This window comes from Asticcacaulis aquihabitans, from assembly GCF_032490435.1.
GTDB lineage: Bacteria > Pseudomonadota > Alphaproteobacteria > Caulobacterales > Caulobacteraceae > Asticcacaulis.
Map to the genome: position 1 here is coordinate 123,800 of NZ_JAVGWM010000005.1, position 23,157 is coordinate 146,956.

Annotated in this window: 19 protein-coding genes; 16 read left to right on the plus strand and 3 right to left on the minus strand. The window is 58.2% G+C overall.

The window, feature by feature from the left end; translation table 11 throughout:
- Positions 1-8: 8 nt before the first annotated feature.
- Positions 9-1,394, plus strand: coding sequence for a cation:proton antiporter (locus tag RCJ00_RS18390; RefSeq protein WP_316223770.1), 1,386 nt, complete (start codon positions 9-11; stop codon positions 1,392-1,394).
- Between the two features lie 79 nt (positions 1,395-1,473).
- Here the strand turns inward: RCJ00_RS18390 and chrA are convergent, their stop codons facing one another.
- A complete protein-coding gene (gene chrA, locus RCJ00_RS18395; RefSeq protein ID WP_316223772.1) occupies positions 1,474-2,790 on the minus strand; it encodes a chromate efflux transporter in 1,317 nt (438 codons plus the stop codon).
- 97 nt (positions 2,791-2,887) lie between these two features.
- Between chrA and RCJ00_RS18400 the strand changes: the two genes are divergently transcribed.
- The 6 genes from RCJ00_RS18400 (at position 2,888) to RCJ00_RS18425 (ending at position 10,891) form a co-directional block, all read left to right on the plus strand.
- The gene (locus tag RCJ00_RS18400; protein WP_316223773.1) at positions 2,888-3,583 is read left to right on the plus strand and encodes a hypothetical protein; all 696 of its coding nucleotides are present in this window, start codon (positions 2,888-2,890) and stop codon (positions 3,581-3,583) included.
- Between the two features lie 14 nt (positions 3,584-3,597).
- Entirely contained in the window at positions 3,598-4,500 is a 903-nt protein-coding gene (locus RCJ00_RS18405) for a pirin family protein (protein ID WP_316223774.1), read from the plus strand.
- A 116-nt stretch (positions 4,501-4,616) separates the two neighbouring features.
- A complete protein-coding gene (locus tag RCJ00_RS18410) occupies positions 4,617-6,554 on the plus strand; it encodes a M61 family metallopeptidase (protein WP_316223776.1) in 1,938 nt (645 codons plus the stop codon).
- A 111-nt stretch (positions 6,555-6,665) separates the two neighbouring features.
- Positions 6,666-7,406: a 16S rRNA (uracil(1498)-N(3))-methyltransferase gene (locus tag RCJ00_RS18415; RefSeq protein ID WP_316223778.1), complete on the plus strand. Its 741-nt coding sequence runs from the start codon at positions 6,666-6,668 to the stop codon at positions 7,404-7,406.
- 76 nt (positions 7,407-7,482) lie between these two features.
- Complete coding sequence (locus tag RCJ00_RS18420; RefSeq protein WP_316223779.1) at positions 7,483-8,853, plus strand: glutamate--cysteine ligase; 1,371 nt, start codon at positions 7,483-7,485, stop codon at positions 8,851-8,853.
- 139 nt (positions 8,854-8,992) lie between these two features.
- Positions 8,993-10,891, plus strand: a complete 1,899-nt coding sequence (locus RCJ00_RS18425) for a peptide MFS transporter (RefSeq protein WP_316223781.1) — start codon at positions 8,993-8,995, stop codon at positions 10,889-10,891.
- A gap of 57 nt (positions 10,892-10,948) precedes the next feature.
- On the opposite strand, the gene RCJ00_RS18430 is transcribed toward RCJ00_RS18425, so the two are convergent.
- On the minus strand, positions 10,949-13,015 hold the full coding sequence (locus RCJ00_RS18430; RefSeq protein ID WP_316223782.1) for a TonB-dependent receptor plug domain-containing protein: 2,067 nt from the start codon (positions 13,013-13,015) through the stop codon (positions 10,949-10,951).
- 244 nt (positions 13,016-13,259) lie between these two features.
- Complete coding sequence (gene tldD / locus RCJ00_RS18435) at positions 13,260-14,699, minus strand: metalloprotease TldD (protein WP_316223783.1); 1,440 nt, start codon at positions 14,697-14,699, stop codon at positions 13,260-13,262.
- 426 nt (positions 14,700-15,125) lie between these two features.
- Here tldD and coxB point away from each other — a divergent pair, with 426 nt between their 5' ends.
- The 9 genes from coxB (at position 15,126) to RCJ00_RS18480 (ending at position 23,111) form a co-directional block, all read left to right on the plus strand.
- On the plus strand, positions 15,126-16,145 hold the full coding sequence (coxB, locus tag RCJ00_RS18440) for a cytochrome c oxidase subunit II (protein WP_411267563.1): 1,020 nt from the start codon (positions 15,126-15,128) through the stop codon (positions 16,143-16,145).
- Between the two features lie 24 nt (positions 16,146-16,169).
- Entirely contained in the window at positions 16,170-17,867 is a 1,698-nt protein-coding gene (gene ctaD / locus RCJ00_RS18445) for a cytochrome c oxidase subunit I (protein ID WP_316223784.1), read from the plus strand.
- Positions 17,868-18,064: 197 nt separating this feature from the next.
- Positions 18,065-18,991 carry a heme o synthase gene (gene cyoE, locus RCJ00_RS18450; protein WP_316223916.1) on the plus strand — a complete coding sequence of 309 codons (927 nt, stop codon included), beginning with the start codon at positions 18,065-18,067 and terminating at the stop codon, positions 18,989-18,991.
- Entirely contained in the window at positions 18,988-19,209 is a 222-nt protein-coding gene (locus RCJ00_RS18455; protein WP_316223786.1) for a cytochrome c oxidase system small membrane protein, read from the plus strand. The genes cyoE and RCJ00_RS18455 overlap by 4 nt, the downstream gene beginning before the upstream one ends.
- Positions 19,210-19,770 (plus strand): cytochrome c oxidase assembly protein, encoded by a 561-nt coding sequence (locus tag RCJ00_RS18460; protein ID WP_316223787.1) that lies wholly within the window; start codon positions 19,210-19,212, stop codon positions 19,768-19,770.
- 114 nt (positions 19,771-19,884) lie between these two features.
- Positions 19,885-20,781, plus strand: a complete 897-nt coding sequence (locus RCJ00_RS18465; RefSeq protein ID WP_316223788.1) for a cytochrome c oxidase subunit 3 — start codon at positions 19,885-19,887, stop codon at positions 20,779-20,781.
- A complete protein-coding gene (locus RCJ00_RS18470; RefSeq protein ID WP_316223790.1) occupies positions 20,781-21,140 on the plus strand; it encodes a DUF983 domain-containing protein in 360 nt (119 codons plus the stop codon). The genes RCJ00_RS18465 and RCJ00_RS18470 overlap by 1 nt, the downstream gene beginning before the upstream one ends.
- A 1-nt stretch (position 21,141) precedes the next feature.
- Positions 21,142-21,849: an SURF1 family protein gene (locus tag RCJ00_RS18475; protein ID WP_316223791.1), complete on the plus strand. Its 708-nt coding sequence runs from the start codon at positions 21,142-21,144 to the stop codon at positions 21,847-21,849.
- A complete protein-coding gene (locus RCJ00_RS18480; protein ID WP_316223792.1) occupies positions 21,846-23,111 on the plus strand; it encodes a M16 family metallopeptidase in 1,266 nt (421 codons plus the stop codon). Before RCJ00_RS18475 ends, RCJ00_RS18480 begins: the two co-directional genes overlap by 4 nt.
- The last annotated feature ends 46 nt before the right edge of the window (positions 23,112-23,157 follow it).

Below are 23,157 nucleotides of genomic sequence, written 5' to 3' on the forward strand. Positions count from 1 at the left end.
GAAACGCAATGATCCTCGATCTCATGGCCATGGACATATGGCAAAGCGTCATCCACGAAGTGACCAATGTTCTGTCGCCTCACGGCGCGGTTGGCGCGGATGGCATAACCAAGGCCTATGCGCCCAGCGACTATTCCATTCACTTTTTTCTGCAACTGGCCGTTATCATTGTCACCTGTCGAGTCGTTGGCTGGATCGGGCAAAAATTTCTGGGTCAGCCCCAGGTGGTTGGCGAAATGATCGCGGGTGTGATCCTCGGGCCTTCCCTGTTTGGCTTGTTCTTTCCGGAAATACAGGGCGCCATCTTCCCCAAGGAAATGAAAAACGTTCTCTACACAGGCGCCCAGTTCGGCGTCGGTTTGTACATGTTCATGGTGGGGACTTCGTTCCGCGCCGATCATTTCAAATCCAAGGGCAAGAGCGCGTTTGCGGTCTCTCTGGCCGGGATCACCGCGCCGGCCTTGCTGGCGATATTGATCACGCCCTGGCTGCTGACTATCCCGGGGCTGTTCGCAGACGGCATTTCTCGGTTTAACGCCACGCTTTTCATGGCGGCGTGTATCGCGCTTACGGCCTTTCCTATGCTGGCTCGCATCATCAATGAACGCGGTCTGGCCAATTCGTCGCTCGGTACCTTGTCCCTGACGGCTGGCGCCTTCGATGACGCGGTGTCCTGGTGCGTGCTGGCGGTCGTGCTGGCGACGTTCGGCGCAGGTCCGGGCGTGGCTGTGCTCGCCATCGGTGGCGGTCTGGCGTTTGCCTTGTTCGCCATTCTGGTTGGCCCGAAGCTGCTGGCGCCGCTCGGCCGCGCTGTCGAAGCCCGTGGCGAAATGAGCCATACGGTTCTGGCCATCACCATGATCTGCTTCTTTGTCGCAGCCTTCATCATGGATGCGGTCGGCATTCACGCCATCTTCGGCGGCTTTATCCTGGGCACGGCCATGCCGCGCGGCAAGTTCGTCGAGGAGTTGAAGACAAAGGTCGAGCCGTTCGCGGTCATCGTCCTGCTGCCCATGTTCTTCACCTATTCGGGCTTGAACACACGCATGGACATGGTCAATTCTGTCTCCATGCTGATGGTCGCAGGCGCCATTCTGGTCGTTTCGGTTCTGGCCAAGTTCGGCGCCTGCTACGCAGCTGCCCGATTTAGCGGCGAAGACAACCGCACGGCATTGGGTATCGGGGCCCTGATGAACTCACGGGGCCTGATGGAGCTTATCATCATCAATATCGGGCTGCAGAAGGGCATTATCGGCCTGCCTTTGTTCGCCATGCTGGTTATGATGGCCATTGTAACGACAGTCATGGCATCACCGGTCTTCGAACTGGTGTACGGTAAAAAAGCGCGTGAGAGCGGCGAATTGGGCGCCGTGCCTGACAACGCCAGTACCTGACTTTAGACTTCTCCTGACTTGAAACTCCCGAACTTGAAGCCCCGGCGGATACCGTCGGGGCTTATTTTATGACCGGACCTTACTGCCAAATACTTACCAGCATGCCGACTATCGCGCAGGCGGCGATAACGGCCATGATATTGGCCCTGAAGCGGATCAGGGCGACGGCGGCGGCTATCATTATCATCAGGGCCGCCACGTCGATTGGCGCGTCAATCCCTTTTGGCCAAAGGACGTGCCCGGCGAAAAATACCGCCAGATTGGCGATGACGCCGACGACGGCGGCGGTGATGGCGGTAAGGGGTGCCGTAAAGGTCAGATCGCCGCGGCTCGATTCGACAATCGGCCCGCCGGCGAGGATGAAGACGAAAGAAGGCAGGAACGTAAACCACGTCACGATGACTGCGCCCGCGATGCCGGCCAGAACTTCGTGACCGTGCCACCAACCGTTTTGCCAAGCGGCGACGAACCCAACAAACGTCACCACCATGATTAGCGGTCCGGGCGTGGTTTCCCCGAGCGCCAGCCCATCCATCATCTGGGGCGCTGTCAGCCAGCCATATTGGCTCACAGCCGCCTGTTGGATGTAGGGCAGGACCGCATAAGCACCACCGAAGGTCAGCAGCGCCGTCTGGCTGAAAAACAGCGCCATCAGCGTCATTGGGTGCTGCCAGCCAAGACACAGGCCCAGCGCACCGAACGGCAGTCCCCATAGCAGAAGGCCGGCTGCGAGTACGCCAATCAGGCGCGGCCAGCGAAACCTGGTATGGGCAGGCGAGGGCGTGTCGTCATCGATTATGGCAGGCGCATGCGTCGTCTGCGTGGTCTTGTGCCCTGCGCCGCGGAATAGAGCCGGCGCCAGCCGGCCGCCGATCACGCCGATGGCGGCGGCCGTCACGATGATGAGCGGAAAGGGCAGATGGAAGACAGCCAGGGCCAAGAATGCCGCTACGGCGATCACCCAGAAGCTCCAATGGTTTAGCGCCCGCCCCCCCACGCGCAAAGCCGCCTGAAGCACGATGGCTGTCACGGCTGGCTTCACTCCGTAGAAAAGTCCCCCGACCCATGGCACGTGGCCAAAGGCCATGTAAGCCCATGACAGTGCGATCAGCAGGATGAGTGAGGGCAGGATGAACAGCAGACCGGCAACAACACCGCCAAGTGTGCGATGCATCAACCAGCCGATATAGGTCGCCAGTTGCTGGGCTTCTGGGCCCGGCAATACCATGCAATAGCTCAGGGCGTGCAAAAACCGCTTTTCCGACAGCCAGCGCCGTTTTTCGACGAGTTCCTGGTGCATGATGGCGATCTGCCCTGCCGGTCCACCAAAACTGATCAGGCCGAGCTTCAGCCAGAATCGAAAGGCATCGACGAATGAAATTCTGTTGCCCGCCATCTGCTCCCTCCGTTGCCCGGCCATCGATAGCCCGGAATGGGGCGCTTGTCTGCCCCTTGCCGGCGTGACATAACGGCGACGACAAAGGATCACCGAAATGAAGACTTTCAGCGCAGCTATGATAGTTGGGTACGTGGTCCTGATATCTGGCATCACCGCTCAGGCAGCCGCGCCAGCCGCCAAACCGCCAGCCGCCAAGCCAGCTATCGTGGTTCCGCAAACGACGACCACCACGGATTACAATCCGACGCAAGGCTTCCCTGACCGCAATGGTCGCTTTTCCGCCATGCTGGTGGTCGTCCCCCAGCAGGAGTTGTCCCAGTTCGCCAAGCCGTCGGGCGAGGGGCGGCAACTCAGTCGCGTCAATCGCGCTGAGCCGGGCGCCGTCCTGGCGATAAAGGTGCTCTATACCGGTCTTGCAGCCGACAAGAATGGCAACGGCGAAGTCACCTATGATGTTCAGGTCTATCAGCCCGATGGGACCTTGTACGCCAGCAGCGATTATCGACACCTGGCAGGGAGTCGTGGGCCGATCGGCGACGGGCAGGCCGTTTACGACAACCGCGAAAAGGTGGTGTTGATCCAGTTCGAACCACAGGATAAACCCGGTATCTATACCATCAAGGCAACCGCCCGCGACGAAGTGGCGCAGATCGCCGTCCCCTTGCAAACCCAGGTCGAACTGCTCACTGCGCCCCCCGTATCGGCGCAAAGCGCGCCGGCCGTGACCGCTGCGCCCGCCGCCGACGCACCCAAATCGAAAAAGAAACACCGCCGCAAACATCGGCGCTGACAAGGAACTCCGCCATGAGCGATACATTGCCCCCAGACATGTCCCAAGCCATTTCTATGATAATCCCGGCGCGCGAAAAGGATCTGGGTGGGTTCAAGGTCCGTCGTGTCCTGCCTGTCGCCAAGCGACGCATGGTCGGGCCGTGGATATTCTTCGATCATATGGGGCCGGCCGAATTCGCTCCCGGCATCGGCATTAACGTCCGGCCGCATCCCCACATCAACCTGGCCACGGTCACCTATCTGTTTGAAGGGCGGATTCTGCACCGCGATTCGCTAGGGACGCGCTCGGTGATCGTCCCGGGCGATATCAACCTTATGGTAGCCGGCAAGGGCATTACCCACTCGGAACGTGAAGAGGCCGAGGCTATCGCGCATCCGCGCCGGCTGGATGGCCTGCAGCTATGGCTGGCCTTGCCGGAAGCCGATGAAGAGGTGGACGCGGCCTTTTTCCACTATGACGCGGCCGATATTCCACAGGCCGACATAGACGGCACGCATGTGCGGGTCATGATGGGGAGCGCGTTCGGCTTGCAGTCCCCGGTCAAAACCTACGCGGTGACCTTCTATGCCGAAATGAAGATGCCGGCGGGCAAGAGTCTGGAAACGCCGCTGGCGGTTGAAGAACGCGCTGTCTACTTGTGTTCGGGCGCCATCGAGATTGCCGGTCAACGGCTGAACCCATACGAGATGGCCGTCCTGACGCCGGGTTCGGCCGCCACCATTACCGCCGTCGAGGACAGCCATTTTGTTATTGTCGGTGGTGAGCCCCTGACCGAGCGCCACATCTACTGGAACTTTGTGTCATCGCGCGCGGATCGAATCGAGCAGGCCAAGGCAGACTGGAAGTCCCAGGACGGCATCGCGTTCCCAAAGATACCCGGCGACGATCAGGAGTTTATTCCGCTTCCGGAATAAACCGCCTGGGAGGCATGCCGCTGGATTACGCCTCCATAAGGCGGCTTGGCTCTTTACAAATGTAACAATCTGGGCTTGGTTTGCCGTTCCGGGGTTGTATCAGCGAGATAGGTTCCATGAAGAAGACGGTTTTGGGTTTTGTCAGCGCAATCGCGCTTAGCGTTGGCATGATGGCGAACACTGCGGGTGCCCAGACGATGGCGCCACCCGATCCGGTGATCGCGCCGCCTCAGGACATCGCCTATCCGGGCGTCCTCAAGGTCAGCGTTGACGCCACCGATATTGATCGCAAGATATTCAGCGTCAAGGAAACCGTGCCGGTCAGCAAAGCGGGCGATCTGGTCCTTATGTTGCCGAAGTGGTTGCCGGGCAAGCATTCCGATCGCTCCGAAATCAGCAAGATCGCGGGCCTGATGGTCTCGGCCAACGGCAAGCCCCTGACCTGGGTGCGCGACCAGATCGAGGTCACCGCGTTCCATATTGACGTGCCAGAAGGGGTGACCGCGGTCGATGTCGAGTTCCAGTATCTGGCGCCGACGACCGCGGCTGCCGGCCGGCAGGTGGTGACTCCGGACATGCTGAACCTCCAGTTCAATTTTGCCAGCCTCTATCCTGCCGGCTATTACGCCAAGCGTATTCCGATCCAGGCGACCGTGACCTTCCCCGACGGCTGGGGCTATGCCACCGGCCTGGAAACTGACAGCAAGACCGGCAATACGGTCGCGTTCAAGGAAACTGATTACGACACGCTGGTCGATTCGCCGATCTTCGCCGGTCGTTACTTCAAAACCTGGGACCTGGATCCGGGCGGCCCCGTGCCGGTTCGCTTGAATGTCGTTGCCGACAGCCCCGAACAGCTTGAGGCCCTGCCGGCCTTTATCGATGTGCACAAGAAGCTGGTTCAGCAGGCCTACAAACTGTACGGCTCTCACCATTATAACCATTACGATTTTCTGGTTGCCGCGTCTGACCAACTGGGTGGCATCGGTCTGGAACACCATCGCAGCTCCGAAAACCGCGTCGAGAAGAAGTACCTGACTGAAGCCAAGGTCAGTTACAGCCGCGATCTTCTGGCGCACGAATATACCCACTCATGGAATGGCAAGTTCCGCCGCGGCGCCGATCTGTGGACCCCGAATTTCCAGGTCCCAATGCGCAACAGCCTGTTGTGGGTCTATGAAGGCCAGACCCAGTATTGGGGACAGGTCCTGGCGGCCCGGTCGGGTCTGAATACCAAGGAACTGGCCTTGCAGAATCTGGCCCTGACGGCGGCCAGCTACGATAACCTCCCGGGCCGCAAGTGGCGCGCGCTTCAGGACACCACCAACGATCCGGTGATCTCAGCCCGTGCGCCGCAAAACTGGACCGCTTACCAGCGTTCGGAAGACTATTATAACGAAGGCCTGCTGATCTGGCTCGACGCCGATACCCTGATCCGCGAAAAGACCAAGGGCAAGAAATCGCTCGACGTCTTCGCCCATGATTTCTTTGGCATTCAGAACGGCGAATGGGGTGAGGCGACCTACACCTTCGACGACGTGGTTAAAACGCTCAACGGCGTTTACCCCTACGATTGGGCGACTTTCCTGCGCACCCGCCTGGACGGCCACGGCGAGGCCAATAATGGCGGTGCACCGCTCGACGGCATTACGCGCGGCGGCTACAAGCTGGTCTATACCGACACGCCGAGTGACCTGTACAAGGGTGTCGAAAGCATGAGGAAGGTCACCAACCTTAACTACTCGATCGGCTTTTCGGTCAATAACAAGGATAACACCCTGGCGTCCGTCTTGTGGGGCAGCCCGGCCTTCGATGCCGGTTTGACGCCGGGCGATACCTTGGTTGCCATCAACGGCCGAACCTATGACAACGATGTGATGAAGCGCGCGATCACCGAGGCTAAGTCAGGTAAGCCGATTGAGCTGATCGTCAAGATGGACGAAACCTACCGTGTCATAAAGGTGAATTACACGGGCGGTCTGCGTTATCCGACACTGCAACGGGTCGAAGGCACGCCAGCCCTGCTGGACGATATCCTGGCCGAAAAGAAATAGCGCCAACCGAGGCCCCACCGGAAACGGCGGGGCCTTTTTTTAGGTCTTTCGCTCGATGTCTTTTACGACATAGGACTTGGTCTGACGGCGTTTCGGCGTTAAACCCGGCATATGATCCGTCTCTATCTTTCCGAACCCATGCCGGTCTTCGCCGCCGATCTGGCCATCGCGCTCAATAGCGATCAGAGCCGATACCTCATGTCTGTCATGCGTCGCCAGGTCGGCGACGAAGTGTCAGTCTTTAACGGCCGTGACGGTGAGTGGCTGGCCGTGATCCACGAAGCCGGCAAAAAACACGTCGTGCTCAGGCTGACGGTCCAGACGCGGCCGCAAGGCCATGCTCTGGGGCCAACTCTCGCCGTCGCCCTCATCAAGCGTACGCCTCTCGAATACATTGTCGAAAAGGCGACGGAGTTGGGCGCCGCGCGGATTCAACTGTTGATCACGCGACGGTCCAATGCCGACCACACCAAGGTTGAGCGGTTGAAGCTGATCGCCCAGGAAGCGGCCGAGCAGACGGAGCGCCTTGACGTGCCGGAGATCCTGGCGCCTATACGGCTTGATGCCTTCCTGAGCGCGCCGGGATGTGAGGCGATCCTGTTCGGCGACGAAGAGACCACCCATGAAGCCGAACGCGTGACACGGCGCTTGCATGAGGTTTTATCAACATTGACGGGCAACGCGGCCATCTTGATCGGTCCCGAAGGCGGCTTTGACGATGGCGAGCGTCAAAGCCTTCGCGCGCGCGCCGACGTGCATCCCGTCAACCTCGGACCGCGCATCCTGCGCGCCGATACTGCCGCCATTGCGGCACTTACGCTTTACCAGGCGGTTTGCGGCGATTGGCGGTAAATTTAAAGTGTAGCCTTGCCAGTCACATAAACCCGGCCCATATAGGCCACGCTTGCAAAATGAGAGGGCAGGGCGCGTGGCTGAGACTTCTAAGGCGGAACCTGTCCGCACATTTTCCGATCTGGTCAGCTATTTCGAAAGCGGCAACAAGCCGCGCGAAAAGTGGCGCATCGGCGCTGAGCATGAGAAATTCGCTTTCCATCTCGATACGCTGAAGCGCCCGGCATATGACGGACCCGATGGTATTGAGGCCATGTTGACGGGTTTGCAACGGTTCGGCTGGACGCCCTATCGTGAGCAGGGCAAACTGATCGCCCTTCTGCGAAATGGCGCTTCGGTTACCCTTGAGCCAGGTGGCCAGTTCGAACTGTCCGGCGCGCCGCTCGAAACCATCCATGACATTTGCGACGAGACCGGTCAGCACCTGGCAGAGGTCAAGGCAGTGGCTTCGGAATTGGGGCTAGGCTTCCTCGGCGTCGGTTTCTCGCCCCTGTGGACGCGCGAGGAAACGCCAGTCATGCCGAAGGGGCGCTACAACATCATGCGGTCCTATATGCCGAAAAAGGGCAAGCTCGGTCTCGACATGATGCTGCGTACCTGTACGGTTCAGGCCAATCTCGACTATGCCGACGAAGCGGACATGGTGTTAAAATTCCGCGTGTCGCTGGCGCTTCAACCGCTGGCAACCGCGCTATTTGCCAACTCGCCCTTTATCGAAGGCAAGCCGAGCGGCTTTCTTTCCGCCCGCGCCAATGTATGGACCGACACGGACCCCGATCGCACCGGCATGCTCGACTTTGTGTTCGAAGATGGTTTCGGCTTCGAACGTTACGCCCGGTACGCGCTGGATGTGCCGATGTATTTCGTCAAGCGCGATGTCCCCGAAAATGGCGGATACATTGATGCGTCGGGCCAGGATTTCAAAGCTTTCCTGAAAGGGGAGCTGCCGGCCTTGCCGGGCGAATTACCGACCATGGACGATTGGGCCGATCATCTGACCACTCTGTTCCCCGAGGTGCGTCTCAAGAAGTATCTCGAAATGCGCGGCGCCGACGCCGGACCCTGGTCGCGCCTGTGCGCCCTGCCGGCTTTGTGGGCGGGCCTGCTCTATGATCAGACGGCGCTTGAGGCGGCGTGGGACCTGGTCAAGGGCTGGACCAGCGCCGATCACAACACTCTGCGTCACATGGCGGCGAAAACCGGCCTGAAGGGCGACATCGCCGGTCGCCCGGTCAAGAACTGGACCATGGACATGCTCGAAATCGCCAAGGGCGGGTTGAAGCGGCGCAACAGGCTGTCTGGCGGCATGGTCGATGAGACCGGCTATCTGGGGGAGCTGTTCGAAATCGCCGATAGCGGACTGACACCGGCCGACCGCCTGCTGGAAAAATACAATGGTGTTTGGCAAGGCGACATCCGCAAGCTCTATGCGCAGGAAGCCTATTAGTTAGGCAATAAATCGTATACTATTTCGCATTTGCAGCGACTGTTATGCTTGCCAAGTGATTAAATTGCTGGTCTTGTCGTAAAAAAGGCAACGACCTCGCAATCGGGGATCCGAGCCACCTCCCTTTGCGAGCTTCAAAATGAGTTTTATTATTTTTGCCGGACTGATCATCACGGTCCTGACGGCGATTCCTGTTCTTATGCAGATGCGCAACCAGCCGAAAGGCTTGTTTGTCTGCTTTTTCGCCGAAATGTGGGAACGATTTTCTTACTACGGCATGCGGGCGCTGCTGATCTACTACATGACGCAGCACTTTCTCTTTGACGATAACCGCGCGAATTCCCAGTACGGGTCTTACACCACCTTGGTCTACATGCTGCCGCTGATCGGCGGCCTGGTGGCGGACCGTTGGATAGGTACACGTAAAGCTATCATTTTCGGTGGGCTGCTGCTTGTCTTCGGGCATTTTGGCATGGCTTTCGAAGGCTCTCCCAATACGCAGACGCTTAACTATGGCGGGCACCGATATGAATTCGTCGCCGATGGCCGCGAAGGCGATCGCCACGTCCGCTTGAAACTGGGCGAGGGGCTGTACGACTATGCTCCGACCAAGGACGGCGGTCTTGAAATCAAGGGGTTGCCAGCCAATGCGGACATTCCGGCGGTGATGCCAAAGGGCTCGTATGAGTTCGGCGTGACGCGGACGACACCATGGTCTGAAAGCGCCTTCTTCATCTCCATCTCGCTCATCGTCATGGGCGTAGGCTTTCTCAAGCCGAACATTTCTTCCCTGGTGGGGCAATTGTACAAGGATCGCGACCCGCGTCGTGATTCCGGCTTTCAGCTCTATTATTTCGGCATCAACCTCGGCTCTTTCTGGGCCGCCATCCTGTGCGGCTTCCTTGGCAACAAGTACGGCTGGTGGGCCGGGTTTGGCTTGGCGGGTATAGGCATGCTGACGGGCCTTCTGTGGTTCGTGCTCGGTCGAAAGTGGTTGGAAGGCAAGGGCGAAGCGCCTGAACACGCAGCCATCGCGCCTAAGGTTGGCGGAATTTCCAAGGAGTGGCTGATCTATGCCGGCGGTCTGTTGGCCATCCCGGTGATCTTTTTCCTTATCCAGCGCAACGATTACGTCCGCTGGGTTCTGCTCGGGTCGTTCAGCCTGATCATGGTCTACATCGTCTTCCAGATGATCACTAAATTTACCCGTGTCGAAAACTACCGGCTCGGCCTGGCTATGATCCTCACCCTGGCGTCTGTCGTCTTCTGGTCGCTGTTCGAACAGGCCGGGTCGTCTCTGTCGCTGTTTGCAGAGCGCAATACAAACCTGAATATTCTGGCCGCCCCGATATCGTTCGCCCTGCTGGGCAAAACGATCATTCTGGCCTCCGCCGAGCAACTGGCATCGCTCAGCTATGTCGCCAAGAACACCTTGTGGATTGAAATGGGCATTACGGCGTCCAATACCCAGAGCTTCAATGCCGGTTTCATTCTGATGTTCGCGCCCGTCTTTGCCGCCATTTTCAGCTTCCTAGCGCGGCGCGGTAAAGACCCGGACCCGGTCAAGAAATTCGCCTTCGGTCTGGCCTGTGCCGGTCTGGGCTTCCTGGTTCTGGTATGGGCAGCACCGCTGGCAGACGGCGCCTTCAAGCTGCCGCTCATGTTCCTGCTGCTGACCTATCTCATCCATACCTGGGGCGAGTTGGCCGTGTCGCCGGTAGGGTTGTCGCAGCAGACCAAGCTCTCGCCGCCGACCCTGGTTGCCACAATGATGGCCGTCTGGTTCCTTGGCACCTCGGGCGGTCAATACCTCGCCGGATGGATCGCCGGCATGGCGGGTACCGAAACCGTCGGGGGCAAGGTGCTCGATGCGGGTGCGGCGCTGCAAAGCTCGCTCAAGACCTTCAATACCATTGGCTGGACCGGCGTGGTTCTGGGGGCCGCCTTCTTTGGGCTATCCTTCCTGATCAAGGGATGGGCCCACGGCGCCAGCGATACCGATGCTATGACAGAAGAGCCCGATCCCGCACAGCGCTAAGATTATCCACACACAAAGCCCGGACAGTAATGTCCGGGCTTTTTTGCGGTCAGTGCTCTAAAGCTCCTTTTTCAGCCTCAGGATAAACCACGGCTTGCTGTAGGCAGAGTTACGCTCGACACGGGATACCGGTGTGGTGGCGCGCTGACCTTCGTAAACCGTGCGGTCGTATTTATCATAGCGCCCGGCGGGATTCTGAATGACGATGGCATAGGTGAGGTTGGTTTTCGTCTTATATTCGGCAAAGACAGAGACCCAGGGCGATGACCTATAGGTGTAGGCGTCGGTGGCATTGTACTGATACTTATCGTTCTGACTCGCAATCTCGACGCCCCAGCTTGCGCGATATTTCGTCAGATTCTGGTTAAAGCTGATGTTATAATTATTTGGATTGGTTCTTGAAATCCGGCGATCCTTACCTGTGATCGGGTCCGTCACGCGGGTATGATTGACTTCATAGTCGAACTTTAATTCGCCGCCCTTGATGTACAGTTTGTCGAGCGGCAGGGTGACCCAGACGCCGGCCTGGGCGAACGTGCCATCGCCGATATTGCCGCGGGCGTTGAACACGCCGTCGCTGGTCACGATTGGCTTGTAGTCCAGGGTATCCTGCAAGGCGGAGTAAAGCAGTTGGAACTTGACCGCGCCTTTTTCCCAGAAGCTGTAATCGAGGGCCAGGCTGTTCTGCCATTCTTTTTGGGGAACGATTTCCGGATTACCGGCTTGGATGACGGCGGTGTCGAGCGATACCGAAGAGGCAAAATCGTCGAAATTGAGCTGTCCGACGACGCGCTCGGTCCGCCATGTGACCTTAAGGTCCTTGGTCGCCGTCCATACGATCTGGACCTTGGGTTTCGGATAGACGAAGGACTGTGACCGGTCTTCCTGTTTGACAGAAATGGTCGATGTTTCGACCTTAAGGCCGGTCTCTACATTCAGGCTGGGTGTCGCTTGCCAGTTGCGAATAATGTAATATTCGTTGCGGTCTTCCTCGACGCGGACGGTGTCGAAGGGGACGGCTGTCACCAGGTCATTTTCGACATAGCTGGTAGCATTGTCGCGCCGGTTGAAGACGTTTTCGGCGCCGAACTTATAGGTCAGAGTGTCCTTTGGTTGCCAGGTCAGCTTGCCGCTGAAGATATGCTCAGACGACTGAGCCAGCGATTTGTAAAGCGCGCTGTAATCGGTTTCGCGATAGATATCCTCGATGCTTTCACGGTCGTAGCGTCTCAGCATATTGAGGTCCAGGCTGACCGTCTTGGTCAGTTTTCGCTCGTATTGGAGGCCGATCTCGCTTTCGGTTTCTTTTAGGTCCATATGCTCCGGCGAAGACACCCCGTCTCGGATATAGTCGGCATTCAGGTCGTAATAGATCGGGTTGTAGTTGGCATTGAACGACAGCTTGCCGCCCAGGAAGGGGCGTGAATGGTCGAATTTTTCCGCATGACCGGTGCCGCGACCAACCTGGGGGATAAAGACGTATTTCGGCATCGGATCGCTGCGGTCCGGCGTGTAGATGTAGCGTTTCGTATCGCTTACGCCATTGTCCTTGAATTCAAACGCCTCGACGTAAAAGTTGGTGGTCTTGCCGCCCTTGTTGGACGAGTAGTTGAAAAAGCCCGCGGGTTTAGAATCTTCGCGGAAGAACTTCACGTTGCCGCCAAAGGAGATGCTGGGTTTGTCGCTTTGCTTGCGCACCACATTGACGATCTGGCTATAGCCCTGCATGTCGATGCCCGGTGCGCCGCCGACGATCAGTTCGATATGATCGACCTGCGCTGCTGAGATGTTGTTCAGCGTCATGTTCAGCGTATTTTTGCTGGCAGGGCGCTGGCCATCGATCAGAACATTACCGGCGGCGCCGGCAAAACCGCGCACCTGCTCACCTTGCTGGAAGGTAAAGCCTGGAATATGAAAAACCATGTCGCGCGCGGTCGAGACCTGGAATTCTGTAAAATAGTCTGGTTTGTAGCTGGTTACCTGCCCGGCGCCGCTGACGGATACGACGGGCACAGCGGTCGTCAGGCCGGTATTTCCGGTAACGGCGGTCTGAGCGATGGCGGTCTGACTGATCATCAAGGCCAGCAGAACAGATGCCAATGCGGTGGTTATATGTAGGCGCATATATCTTCCCCGGTAGGAGGGGCCGAGACTGGACACTCCGTCGGGACAGGCATATCGCCGGCCAATTCTATGGCAAGTTAAATGGCTGTAACATTTTCAACGAAAAATTGCCGCTTTCGAAGGTTGATTCACAAAAAAAGCTTCATAAATCAACATCGTAACAAATAAATCTACGGCAAATTTCGTAGATTGCTGCGACCAGCACATTACCTCGATTTAATGTAAAAACCGCCTGTCGTGGGCGTCAGGATGTGCCGCCGACCGTCAGACCCCGGATGCGCAGCGAGGGTTGACCGATGCCGACCGGCAGGCTCTGGCCGGCCTTGCCGCACGTGCCTACGCCGGGGTCGAACTTGAAATCGTCGCCGATCATATCGACCTGGCTCATGGCGGCGGGGCCATCGCCAATCAGGGTGGCGCCCTTGACGGGGGCGCCGATCTTGCCGTCCTCGATCAGATAGGCTTCCGTGCATTGGAAGACGAATTTGCCGTTGGTTATATCGACCTGCCCACCGCCGAAGTTGACGGCGTAGAGGCCGGTTTTGGTGTTGGCGATCATATCATCCAGCTTGTCGGTGCCCGGTCGCATGAAAGTATTGGTCATGCGAGGCAAGGGCTGGTGCGCATAGGATTGGCGGCGGCCGTTGCCGGTGGCCGCCGCACCCATCTGGCGGGCGGACAGCCGGTCATGCATATAGCCAACCAGGACGCCGTCCTCGATTAAGGTGGTGCAGGAGGTCGGTGTGCCTTCGTCGTCAATATTGAGAGATCCGCGTGCATCACGGACCGTGCCGTCATCGACGATGGTTACGCCCTTTGCCGCAACTTGCTTGCCCATCTTGCCGGAGAAGGCCGAGGTGCCCTTGCGGTTGAAATCGCCTTCCAGGCCATGACCGACGGCTTCGTGCAGCAGCACGCCGGGCCAGCCTGGCCCGAGCACGATGTCCATCTCTCCGGTCGGGGCCGCCACGGCGTCAAGATTGACAAGCGCCTGGCGAATGGCTTCGTCGACCTGCGACTGCCATTTTTCCGGCGCCGTGATGTCGAACCACGATATGCGGCCACCGCCGCCTTGCGACGCGGTTTCCCGGCGGCCATTTCTTTCGACGGAAACGCTGACGTTCAGGCGCACTAAGGGGCGATAGTCGTGGTATATCTCGCCGCCGCTGCGCAAAATGGTGATGGCGCGTTTTTCACAGACCAGCGATGCGGACACCTGGGCAACGCCGCTGTGCGTGTCACGGGCATAGGCATCCATCGCTTGCAAAAGCGCGATCTTGTCGGCAAACGCCAGTTCGGCGAGGGGGTCGTGGGCCTGGTAATAGGACTGGTTCGAGCGGACCGGGTTTTCCTTGCCGAGATTGACGTCGATCGACTTGCCTTTTTTGGCAAGGACCGCGGCTTCTGCGGCGCGGTGCACGGCGTCGAGCGACAGGTCCGCGCTATTGGCGAAGCCTATGGTTTCCCCAGCCACGATTCGAAAACCGAACCCTTGATCGGCGCCATAGGAACTGGATTTCAGCCGTCCATCATCGAACAGAAGGGCTTCGGATTCTCGCTTTTCTATGAAAATTTCGCCGTCATCGGCCCCTTTCAGCGCCGCCTCCAATACGGCATGCGCGCCGGGTAAATCGAAATCACCCCAAGACTGGGACTGAGTGTCGGTGGGGGAGGAAAGGGCCATGAATTCTGCCTGCGTACGTTACGAAACCTATATCCTATTTAGGGACGCGCGGAGGTTATGGCTATGGGCAATTGAAATTTCGATAAGATTTTCCGAAACCGACTCACCTGATAAGACATGACCGACGGCGGCTAAAATTCACGGAGGCTTTGACGAAAATCAAAATATGCCTGCGACAAAAGACCGCATCTTCGCCATGGTTTTAACGCGGCTGCCACAATTGTCTCTCATAAACGCCGCAGTTTCCATTTTTTGCGCTTTGCATTTTGTCGTGAAGGCATTATGGGAACCAGTTGGATAGGGCGGATGACAGGTCCGAATTGCGTCAGATTCGCAAGTAGATACCGTCATTACGTCAAAAAGATTTACAGGTTAGGGCGGTCGGGTGCGCGCGCATTGTCGGCCGGCAATATGAGGGTTCTTCGAATGGGCATTAAAGGGCTTTTCGGGCGCGGGCTTTTTAAAGCCGGCTCCGGCGCGATTGCCACGCTGGCTTTGTCAGCGGCCATGACCGCCCGGGCATTCGCCGATGACGTGAAGCAGACTCTGGGACAGCCAACCGATAAGGCCATGGGATGGCAATTGGCGGGGTCGGACCTGAAGGAAAAGACCGAATGGTTCTATAATGACCTGCTTTTTCCCGTTATAACCGTCATCTGCCTGTTTGTTCTGGCGCTTCTGGTGTGGATCGTCATTCGCTACAACAAGAAGTCCAATCCGGTTCCGGCCAAGTTCTCGCACAACACCCTGATCGAAATCGTCTGGACCGTCGTTCCCGTTCTCATTCTCGTGGTTATCGCGATCTTCTCGCTTGGCCTGCTGCGCGACTACAATAACATGCCCAAGCCTGACGTAGTGGTGAAGGCGACCGGCAACCAGTGGTTCTGGACCTATGACTTCCCCGAACTGGGTGTTACCGACGTCGAATCGCGTCTGCGTGAAGATGCCAAGGACGTTAAGACGGCTGAAAAGGCTGGCGTGCCGTACCTGCTTGAAGTCGACAACCCCCTGATCGTTCCGGTTAATAAGGTCGTCCATGTTCAGACGACTGGGGCTGACGTCATCCACTCCTTCACCATCCCGGCTTTCGGTTTCAAGATTGACGCCATTCCGGGCCGTCTGAACAACACCTGGTTCAAGGCCAAGAAGATCGGCACCTATTACGGCCAGTGCTCGGAACTGTGCGGCAAGGACCACGCCTACATGCCGATCGAGATCAAGGTCGTCTCCGAAGCAGATTTCGATGCCTACATCATCGCCCAGGGCGGTAAGACTCGTGCCATGCTGGCTTCGGAAGCAGCGGCCTCCGCTGCCGCTGCTGAACAGGCGGCCGCTGCCGCTGCTCAGAGCGCCGAAGCATCTGCGCCCGCCGCCGAGGCTTCATCTTCCGCCGCCACTTCCGCTTCCGCAACGCCCGCCGGCAACGGCGCGGCGGCCGCGCACTAAGACCAGTATAGAGAGATAACCATCATGTCTTCACATGCCGCCTCTCATGATCATGCTGTGCACGCGCACGAAGATCACGAACACAAGCCCGGCTTTTTTGCCCGGTGGGTCTTCACGACCAACCACAAGGACATCGGTACCCTCTATCTGATCTTCGCCATTTTCGCGGGGCTCATCGGGGGCGCTTTCTCCGGCTTGATCCGTTGGGAACTGGCCGAGCCGGGTCTTCAGGTCTTCATGAAGGGCTCGATGCTGGACCAGATGGGGCTGTTCAACCTGTCGAACCCCGATCACGCCAAGCACGCCTATAATTCCGTCGTCACGGCCCACGCCGTTATCATGATCTTCTTCATGGTCATGCCTGCCACAATGGGCGGTTTTGCCAACTGGTTCGTGCCGATCATGATCGGGTCACCGGACATGGCGTTCCCGCGTCTGAACAATATTTCCTTCTGGCTGCTGGTCGCGGCCTTTGTCCTGCTGTGCATTTCGATCTTCACGCCATCAGGTCCCGGGGGTGAACATGGTTTCGCCGGCGGCTGGACCATGTACCCGCCCATGTCGTCTCACACCGGGTCGCCCGGACCGGCCATGGATCTGGTCATTTTGTCCTTCCACCTGGCCGGTGCCTCGTCGATCCTCGGTTCGATCAACTTCATCACCACCATCTTCAACATGCGCGCGCCGGGCATGACGCTGCACCGCATGCCGCTGTTCGCCTGGTCCGTTCTGGTCACTGCCTTCCTGCTGTTGCTGTCGCTGCCGGTTCTGGCGGGCGCCATCACCATGTTGCTGACCGACCGTAACTTCGGCACGGCCTTCTTCGATCCGACCGGCGGCGGCGATCCCGTCATGTTCCAGCATCTGTTCTGGTTCTTCGGTCACCCGGAAGTCTACATCCTCATCCTGCCGGGCTTCGGCATCATCTCGCACATCGTGTCGACCTTCTCCAAGAAGCCTGTTTTTGGTTATCTGGCCATGGCCTATGCCATGGTGGCCATCGGCTTCGTCGGCTTCATCGTGTGGGCGCACCATATGTACACCGTCGGCCTGAGCTTCGACTTGCGTGCCTATTTCGTGTTGGCTACCATGGTCATCGCCGTCCCAACCGGTGTTAAGGTGTTTTCGTGGATCGCCACCATGTGGGGCGGCTCGATCTCTTTCACCGTTCCGATGCAATGGGCGATCGGCTTCATCTTCCTGTTCACGGTCGGCGGCGTCACCGGCGTTGTGCTTTCGAATGCCGCTGTCGACTATTCGCTTCAGGACACCTATTACGTCGTTGCCCACTTCCACTACGTGCTGTCTCTGGGCGCCGTGTTCTCGATCTTCGCCGGTTTCTACTACTGGTTCGAGAAGATGTTCGGCGTGAAGTACAATAAGTGGCTGGGCGGCGCGCACTTCTGGATCATGTTCGTCGGGGTCAACCTGATCTTCTTCCCGCAGCACTTCCTCGGTTTGCAAGGCATGCCGCGCCGCTATATCGACTATCCGGTCGGCTTCTCCTATTGGAACATGATCTCGTCGGTCGGCTACGCCATCACGGCTGTCGGTGTGGTCGTCTTCCTCATCATGTGCCTGGAAGCCGCCATCGTCCGCCGCAAGGGGGAAGCCAATCCGTGGGGCGAAGGTGCCACCACACTGGAATGGACCCTGTCTTCGCCGCCGCCTTATCACCAGTTCTCCGAACTGCCGGTGATCAAGGAAGACGATCACCACTAGTCTCAGCTTGCCGGGCCTGCTACCCGGCCCTAAGGTCCGGAAACGGATGACGTAACCGGGGGGTGAAGTTCGTAAGATCTTCACCCCCTTTGTTCATGGAAGCCTCCCCTTTGAGTAAGACACCCAACAAGCCCGGCAAGAGTCTGAGCCGAGACGAATTGGCCGCCAATCTACAGGCGGCCTATGCCTCAAAGGCGATGCACGGCAGCCCGCAGGATTATTTCCAACTGCTGAAGCCGCGCGTCATGTCACTCGTCGTCTTCACCGCCCTGACCGGTCTGATCATCGCGCCTGCCCCAATCAATCCGTTTCTCGCGGCGGTCGCCATCTTCTGCATCGCGATCGGCGCCGGCGCAGCGGGTGCGCTCAATATGGCGATAGAAGGCGAGACGGACGCTCTCATGCGCCGCACGCGCCTGCGGCCCGTTGCGGCGGGCCGTATCACGAAGACCGATGCCATGGCATTCGGTGGTGTCCTGGCCTTCCTGGCCGTTGCCCTGATGTGGCTGGCATTTCCGGACGGCCTGGCTGCCGGTCTGCTGGCCCTGACCATCGCCTACTATGTCGTTTTCTACACCTTGATCCTGAAGCGCCGCACGCCCCAGAATATCGTCATTGGCGGCGCGGCCGGGGCCTTTCCGCCGGTTATCGGCTGGGCTGCGGCGACCGGCCATGCGCCTTTGGAGGCCTGGATACTCTTTGCCATCATCTTCCTGTGGACGCCGCCGCATAGCTGGGCGCTGGCGCTCTATACGACCGAAGACTATGCCAATGCGGGCATTCCCATGATGCCGGTTGTCAAGGGCGCCAAATCGACGCGTTTGCAGATCCTGCTCTATTCTCTGGTCATGGCGCCCGTCGCGTGCCTGCCTATCGCCTTCAAGATGGGCGGAATCGCTTATGCGGCTGTCTCCATTCTCGGCGGTGCCTTTTTTGTCTATCTGGCAGTGCGCGTCTTTTTGTCGCGTGCCGGCGATCACCCGGAAGGTGGTGAGCAGAGCCTTTATGATGTTAAAAAGGAAGCGCTGGCCGCGCGTAATCTGTTCGCCTTTTCCATCCTGTACCTGACGGCGTTGTTCGCTACCTTGCTCGTCGAACATCTCATTACCGGATTCATGTCATGACCCAAAACCCAGAAATGATCCCCGAAATCGACGGAAAGGCGGCTTACTTCGCTGCCCAAAAGAAGCGCAATCTCTTTATCGGCGTCGGACTGGCGGCATTCGTGGCCTTGGTGTTCTTTATCTCCATGGCCCGCATGGCTCAGGGAATCCGCCATGATTCCCTTCGATCGGCCGAGATCCGCGCATCGCAATCCGCTACGGCGTCGGCGAGCCGATAGGTGAAGCTGGACCGTAACACAAAGGTTGTCCTGTATCTGGTCGGTGCGCTGGTTTTCATGGGCGGCCTGGCCTATGCCAGCGTGCCCTTGTACCGCGCCTTCTGTAACGCCACAGGGTTCAATGGTACGGCCCGTAAAGCCAAGGCAACGCTGGCGAATATTCACGGTGACAGTCAAGCCATTGTCCGCGTCCGTTTCGATACCAATACACGCAACGTGCCGTGGACCTTCAAGTCCGAGAAGGCTTACATGGACACCCGCGTCGGTAAAACGGCATTGGTATGGTTTGATGTTCGCAACAACGCCGATCACCCCGTCACGGCGCGCGCGACCTATAATGTGCTACCCGATACGATGGGGGCCTACTTCATGAAGACCCAGTGTTTTTGCTTCAATGATGTGACCTTGCAACCTGGGGAATCGCAACGGTTTCCGGTGGTTTACTTCCTTGATCCGAAGCTTATGACCAACCCCGATACGGATACGGTTGAAGATGTTACGCTATCCTATACCTTCTTCGAATCGAAACAGTTGCAAAATGTGGCGAAAACAGGATCGTGAGAGCGGTCTGTGGATTGTGTTTGAACGGAAATTGGCATAAACGAAAATTTCAGGTTATGCCTTGCAAAAATATGACAGCGCGCATGCGGTGTCTCAAAGGTGAGTTGAAACAAAATGGCCCATCCAGGCGTTAAGCACGATTATCACATTATCAATCCCAGCCCGTGGCCCCTGATGGGTTCTGCTTCGGCGGTCGTTTGGGCGCTTGGTATGGTCGCGGGTATGCGCGGCATATTTGGTATCGAAAAGGGGCAGTGGTGGCTGATGCTGCTGGGCCTGGCGCTGATCTGTCTGACCATGGCCTTCTGGTGGCGTGACGTCATCAAGGAATCGAAGGCCGGAGACCATACGCCAGTCGTTCAACTCGGCCTGCGCTATGGCATGATCATGTTCATCGCCTCGGAAGTCATGTTCTTCGTCGCCTGGTTCTGGGTATTCTTCGAAATGGCCCTGTTCCACGGGCACCGCGCCGGTGATCACTCGGCGATCGAGGAAGTCCGCACCGCGTGGTCGACCTGGCCGCCGGCTGGCGTCGAAACGCTCGATCCCTGGCACCTGCCGCTGGTCAACACCCTGCTGCTGCTGACGTCCGGCACCACGGTCACCTGGGCGCACCACGCTCTACAAAAGAATGACCGTAAAGGCGCCATCTGGGGCTTGCTGCTCACCGTCATTTTGGGCGCCGTCTTCACCCTGGTGCAGTTCACCGAATACCGTGAAATCGCCCATGAACACCTGTTCCATTTCTTCCTGTTCCCGGATGCCGAAGGCGCCACGGGTGCGGCCAATCTCTACGGCTCGGCCTTCTTCATGGCCACCGGCTTCCATGGTTTCCACGTCCTCATTGGCACCATCTTCCTGATTGTTTGCCTGATCCGGGCTATCAATGGGGACTTCACCCCCAAGAAGCACTTCGGTTTCGAAGCTGCCGCCTGGTACTGGCATTTCGTTGACGTGGTCTGGCTCTTCCTGTTTGCCTTTATTTACGTCATCTTCGGCGGTCACCACTAATGACGCTTCCCACAGGCGGTAAGGTCAATTTCCTTGCCGCCGCATCCGGCAAGTGCCCCGTATGCGGTCAGGGCCGATTGTTTAAATCCTATCTCAAGGTGGCTGACTCCTGCGCCGCCTGCGGGCAAGACTTCAAGGCGGCGGACACCGGAGACGGTCCCGTCGTCTTCGTCATTCTGATTGCGGGGTTTGTTGCATGCGCCGGCTTGCTTACAACTTTCTTCCTATATCCGGACTGGTCGCCCATGATACACCTGATGATCTGGCCGGCCGTGGCGGTGATTGTCAGCCTTCTGCTCATGCAGCCGCTCAAGGCGCTGATGATTGCGTCCCAGCTCCGCAACAAGGTACGCGACTGAGATGACCTTTCGCGATTGTCTGAAAGCGGTTCCCCCCGGTCTGGCCGTCGCCACCGCCATTGCCTTTCTAATCCTGAATGGTTTGGGAATCTGGCAGCTTGAACGCCTGAAATGGAAAGAAGGCCTGATCGCCGATATGGCCCGCACCGAAGCCGCCGCACCGGTAGCCGTGGACGCCTTACTGGCCCAGACCAAGCCGGATTGGCATTCGGCAGCATTGGCGCCGTGCAGCGCTAGGCCAAATACCCTGATCTATATGCATACCGAAGTAAGCGGCGTTCCCGGCTACCGTGTCCTGACGGCATGTCCGGCCGCCGGCAAGGCCATTTTGGTCGACCTCGGCTTTGCGCAAACCAAGCTTACCCTGGCCGCGCCGATCACGCTTACCCCCGTCGGGCGCCTGCGGCCGTTCGAAAAGGCCGGTGGCTTCACCCCAGTCAACCGGGTGGCCGACAATGACTGGTATTGGCGCTCACCCGCTGAAATGGGCCCTGTCCTGAAGGCGGATCTGCGGACTGATTATTTCATCGTCCTTGACCTGAAGGCCTCCCATACCGATATCCCCGGATTGCAACAGGGCCCGCTGACCGCACCCTTGCCCAATCGTCACCTAGAATATGCCCTGACATGGTTCGGCCTCGGTTGGGCCCTGCTCGGCGTTTTCGGCAGCGTCGTCTATCAACGCGCCAGAAAGAACAAGACCGCTTGACCATCCTGAACACCCAGACGCTTTATACCTTCGATAACGGCCTGCGCCTGCTGGTCGATCCCATGCCGGGTCTGAAAACCTTCGCGCTGAGCGCCCTTATTTATGGCGGGGCGCGGTTTGAAACCGAACAGCAATCCGGCTGGGCGCATCTGCTGGAACACATGGTGTTCAAGGGGGCAGGTGGACGCAATGCCCGGGAGTTAGCGGAAGCTATCGAGCATAAGGGCGGCACGATCAATGCATCAACTGGCTATGAGCATACCCGCTTCGAAGTCCGAGGATTAAACAGCCTGCTGCCGTTGGCACTGGAAATCGTGACCGATCTGATGTTCCGCCCGGCGCTGGATGCCGACGAACTAGGGCGCGAAAAGAAGGTTGTCGAGCAGGAAATTCTGGAAGCCTACGATACGCCCGACGACCATGTTTTTGACCTGCTGCAATCGGCCATGTTCACTGGGCAATCGCTGGGGCGTCCCATACTGGGCAGCAAGCAGAGCCTGAAGCCCGTTGAGCCCACCGCCTTACGGGCGTTTGCCGAAACCCTGTACGCGCCACATCAAATCGTTGTTTGTGTGTCGGGTGGAATTTCCGCCGAAGAGGTCTATGCAGTGCTTAAGCCGCGCGTAGATTCGGTGGCGCCTCATACCGGATTCGGCGTGCCGGCGGCGCTGCGTTTCACGGCCAATAAGGCGGTTCAGCATCGCCGTATTGAACAGGCCAATATTACGTTGGCATTCAACGGGATAGGCCGTATGGAGCCAGACATTATTCCGTTACGGTTGTTCAGCGAAATCCTGGGCGGCGGCATGGCATCGCGCCTGTTCCAGGAGGCGCGGGAGGCGCGGGGACTGGCCTACAGTATCGATTCCTTCACGACGCCGTATCGCGATGGCGGAATTTTTGGCGTCTATGCTGGTTGCGCCGCCACTGATGTCGATCCACTTATCGAACTCATACAACAGGTTATTGTAGATCTTTCGTCCTCGCCCTCAACAACCGAACTGGAACGGGCCAAGGCTCAGTTCATGACCTCGCTCTTTCTCAATCACGAAGGCGCGGCATCGCGGTCGGGGACGTTCGCCAGTCAGTTGTCGACCTTTGGCAAAGTGTTTACGCTCGATGAGGTCGCCGCGGATATCGACCGTGTCAACCGGGATGATCTGGCGCGCGTTGGCGCGGTGATAACGTCGCAAAAAACCTGCGCCAGTGCGCTTCTTGGTCCCAAATCGATGGGTGCCGGCGCCGCCCTCATCGCGGCGTGATGATTTTCGTGTTTTAAGCGTGGTTCGGCAAAATCTTATCCACGTG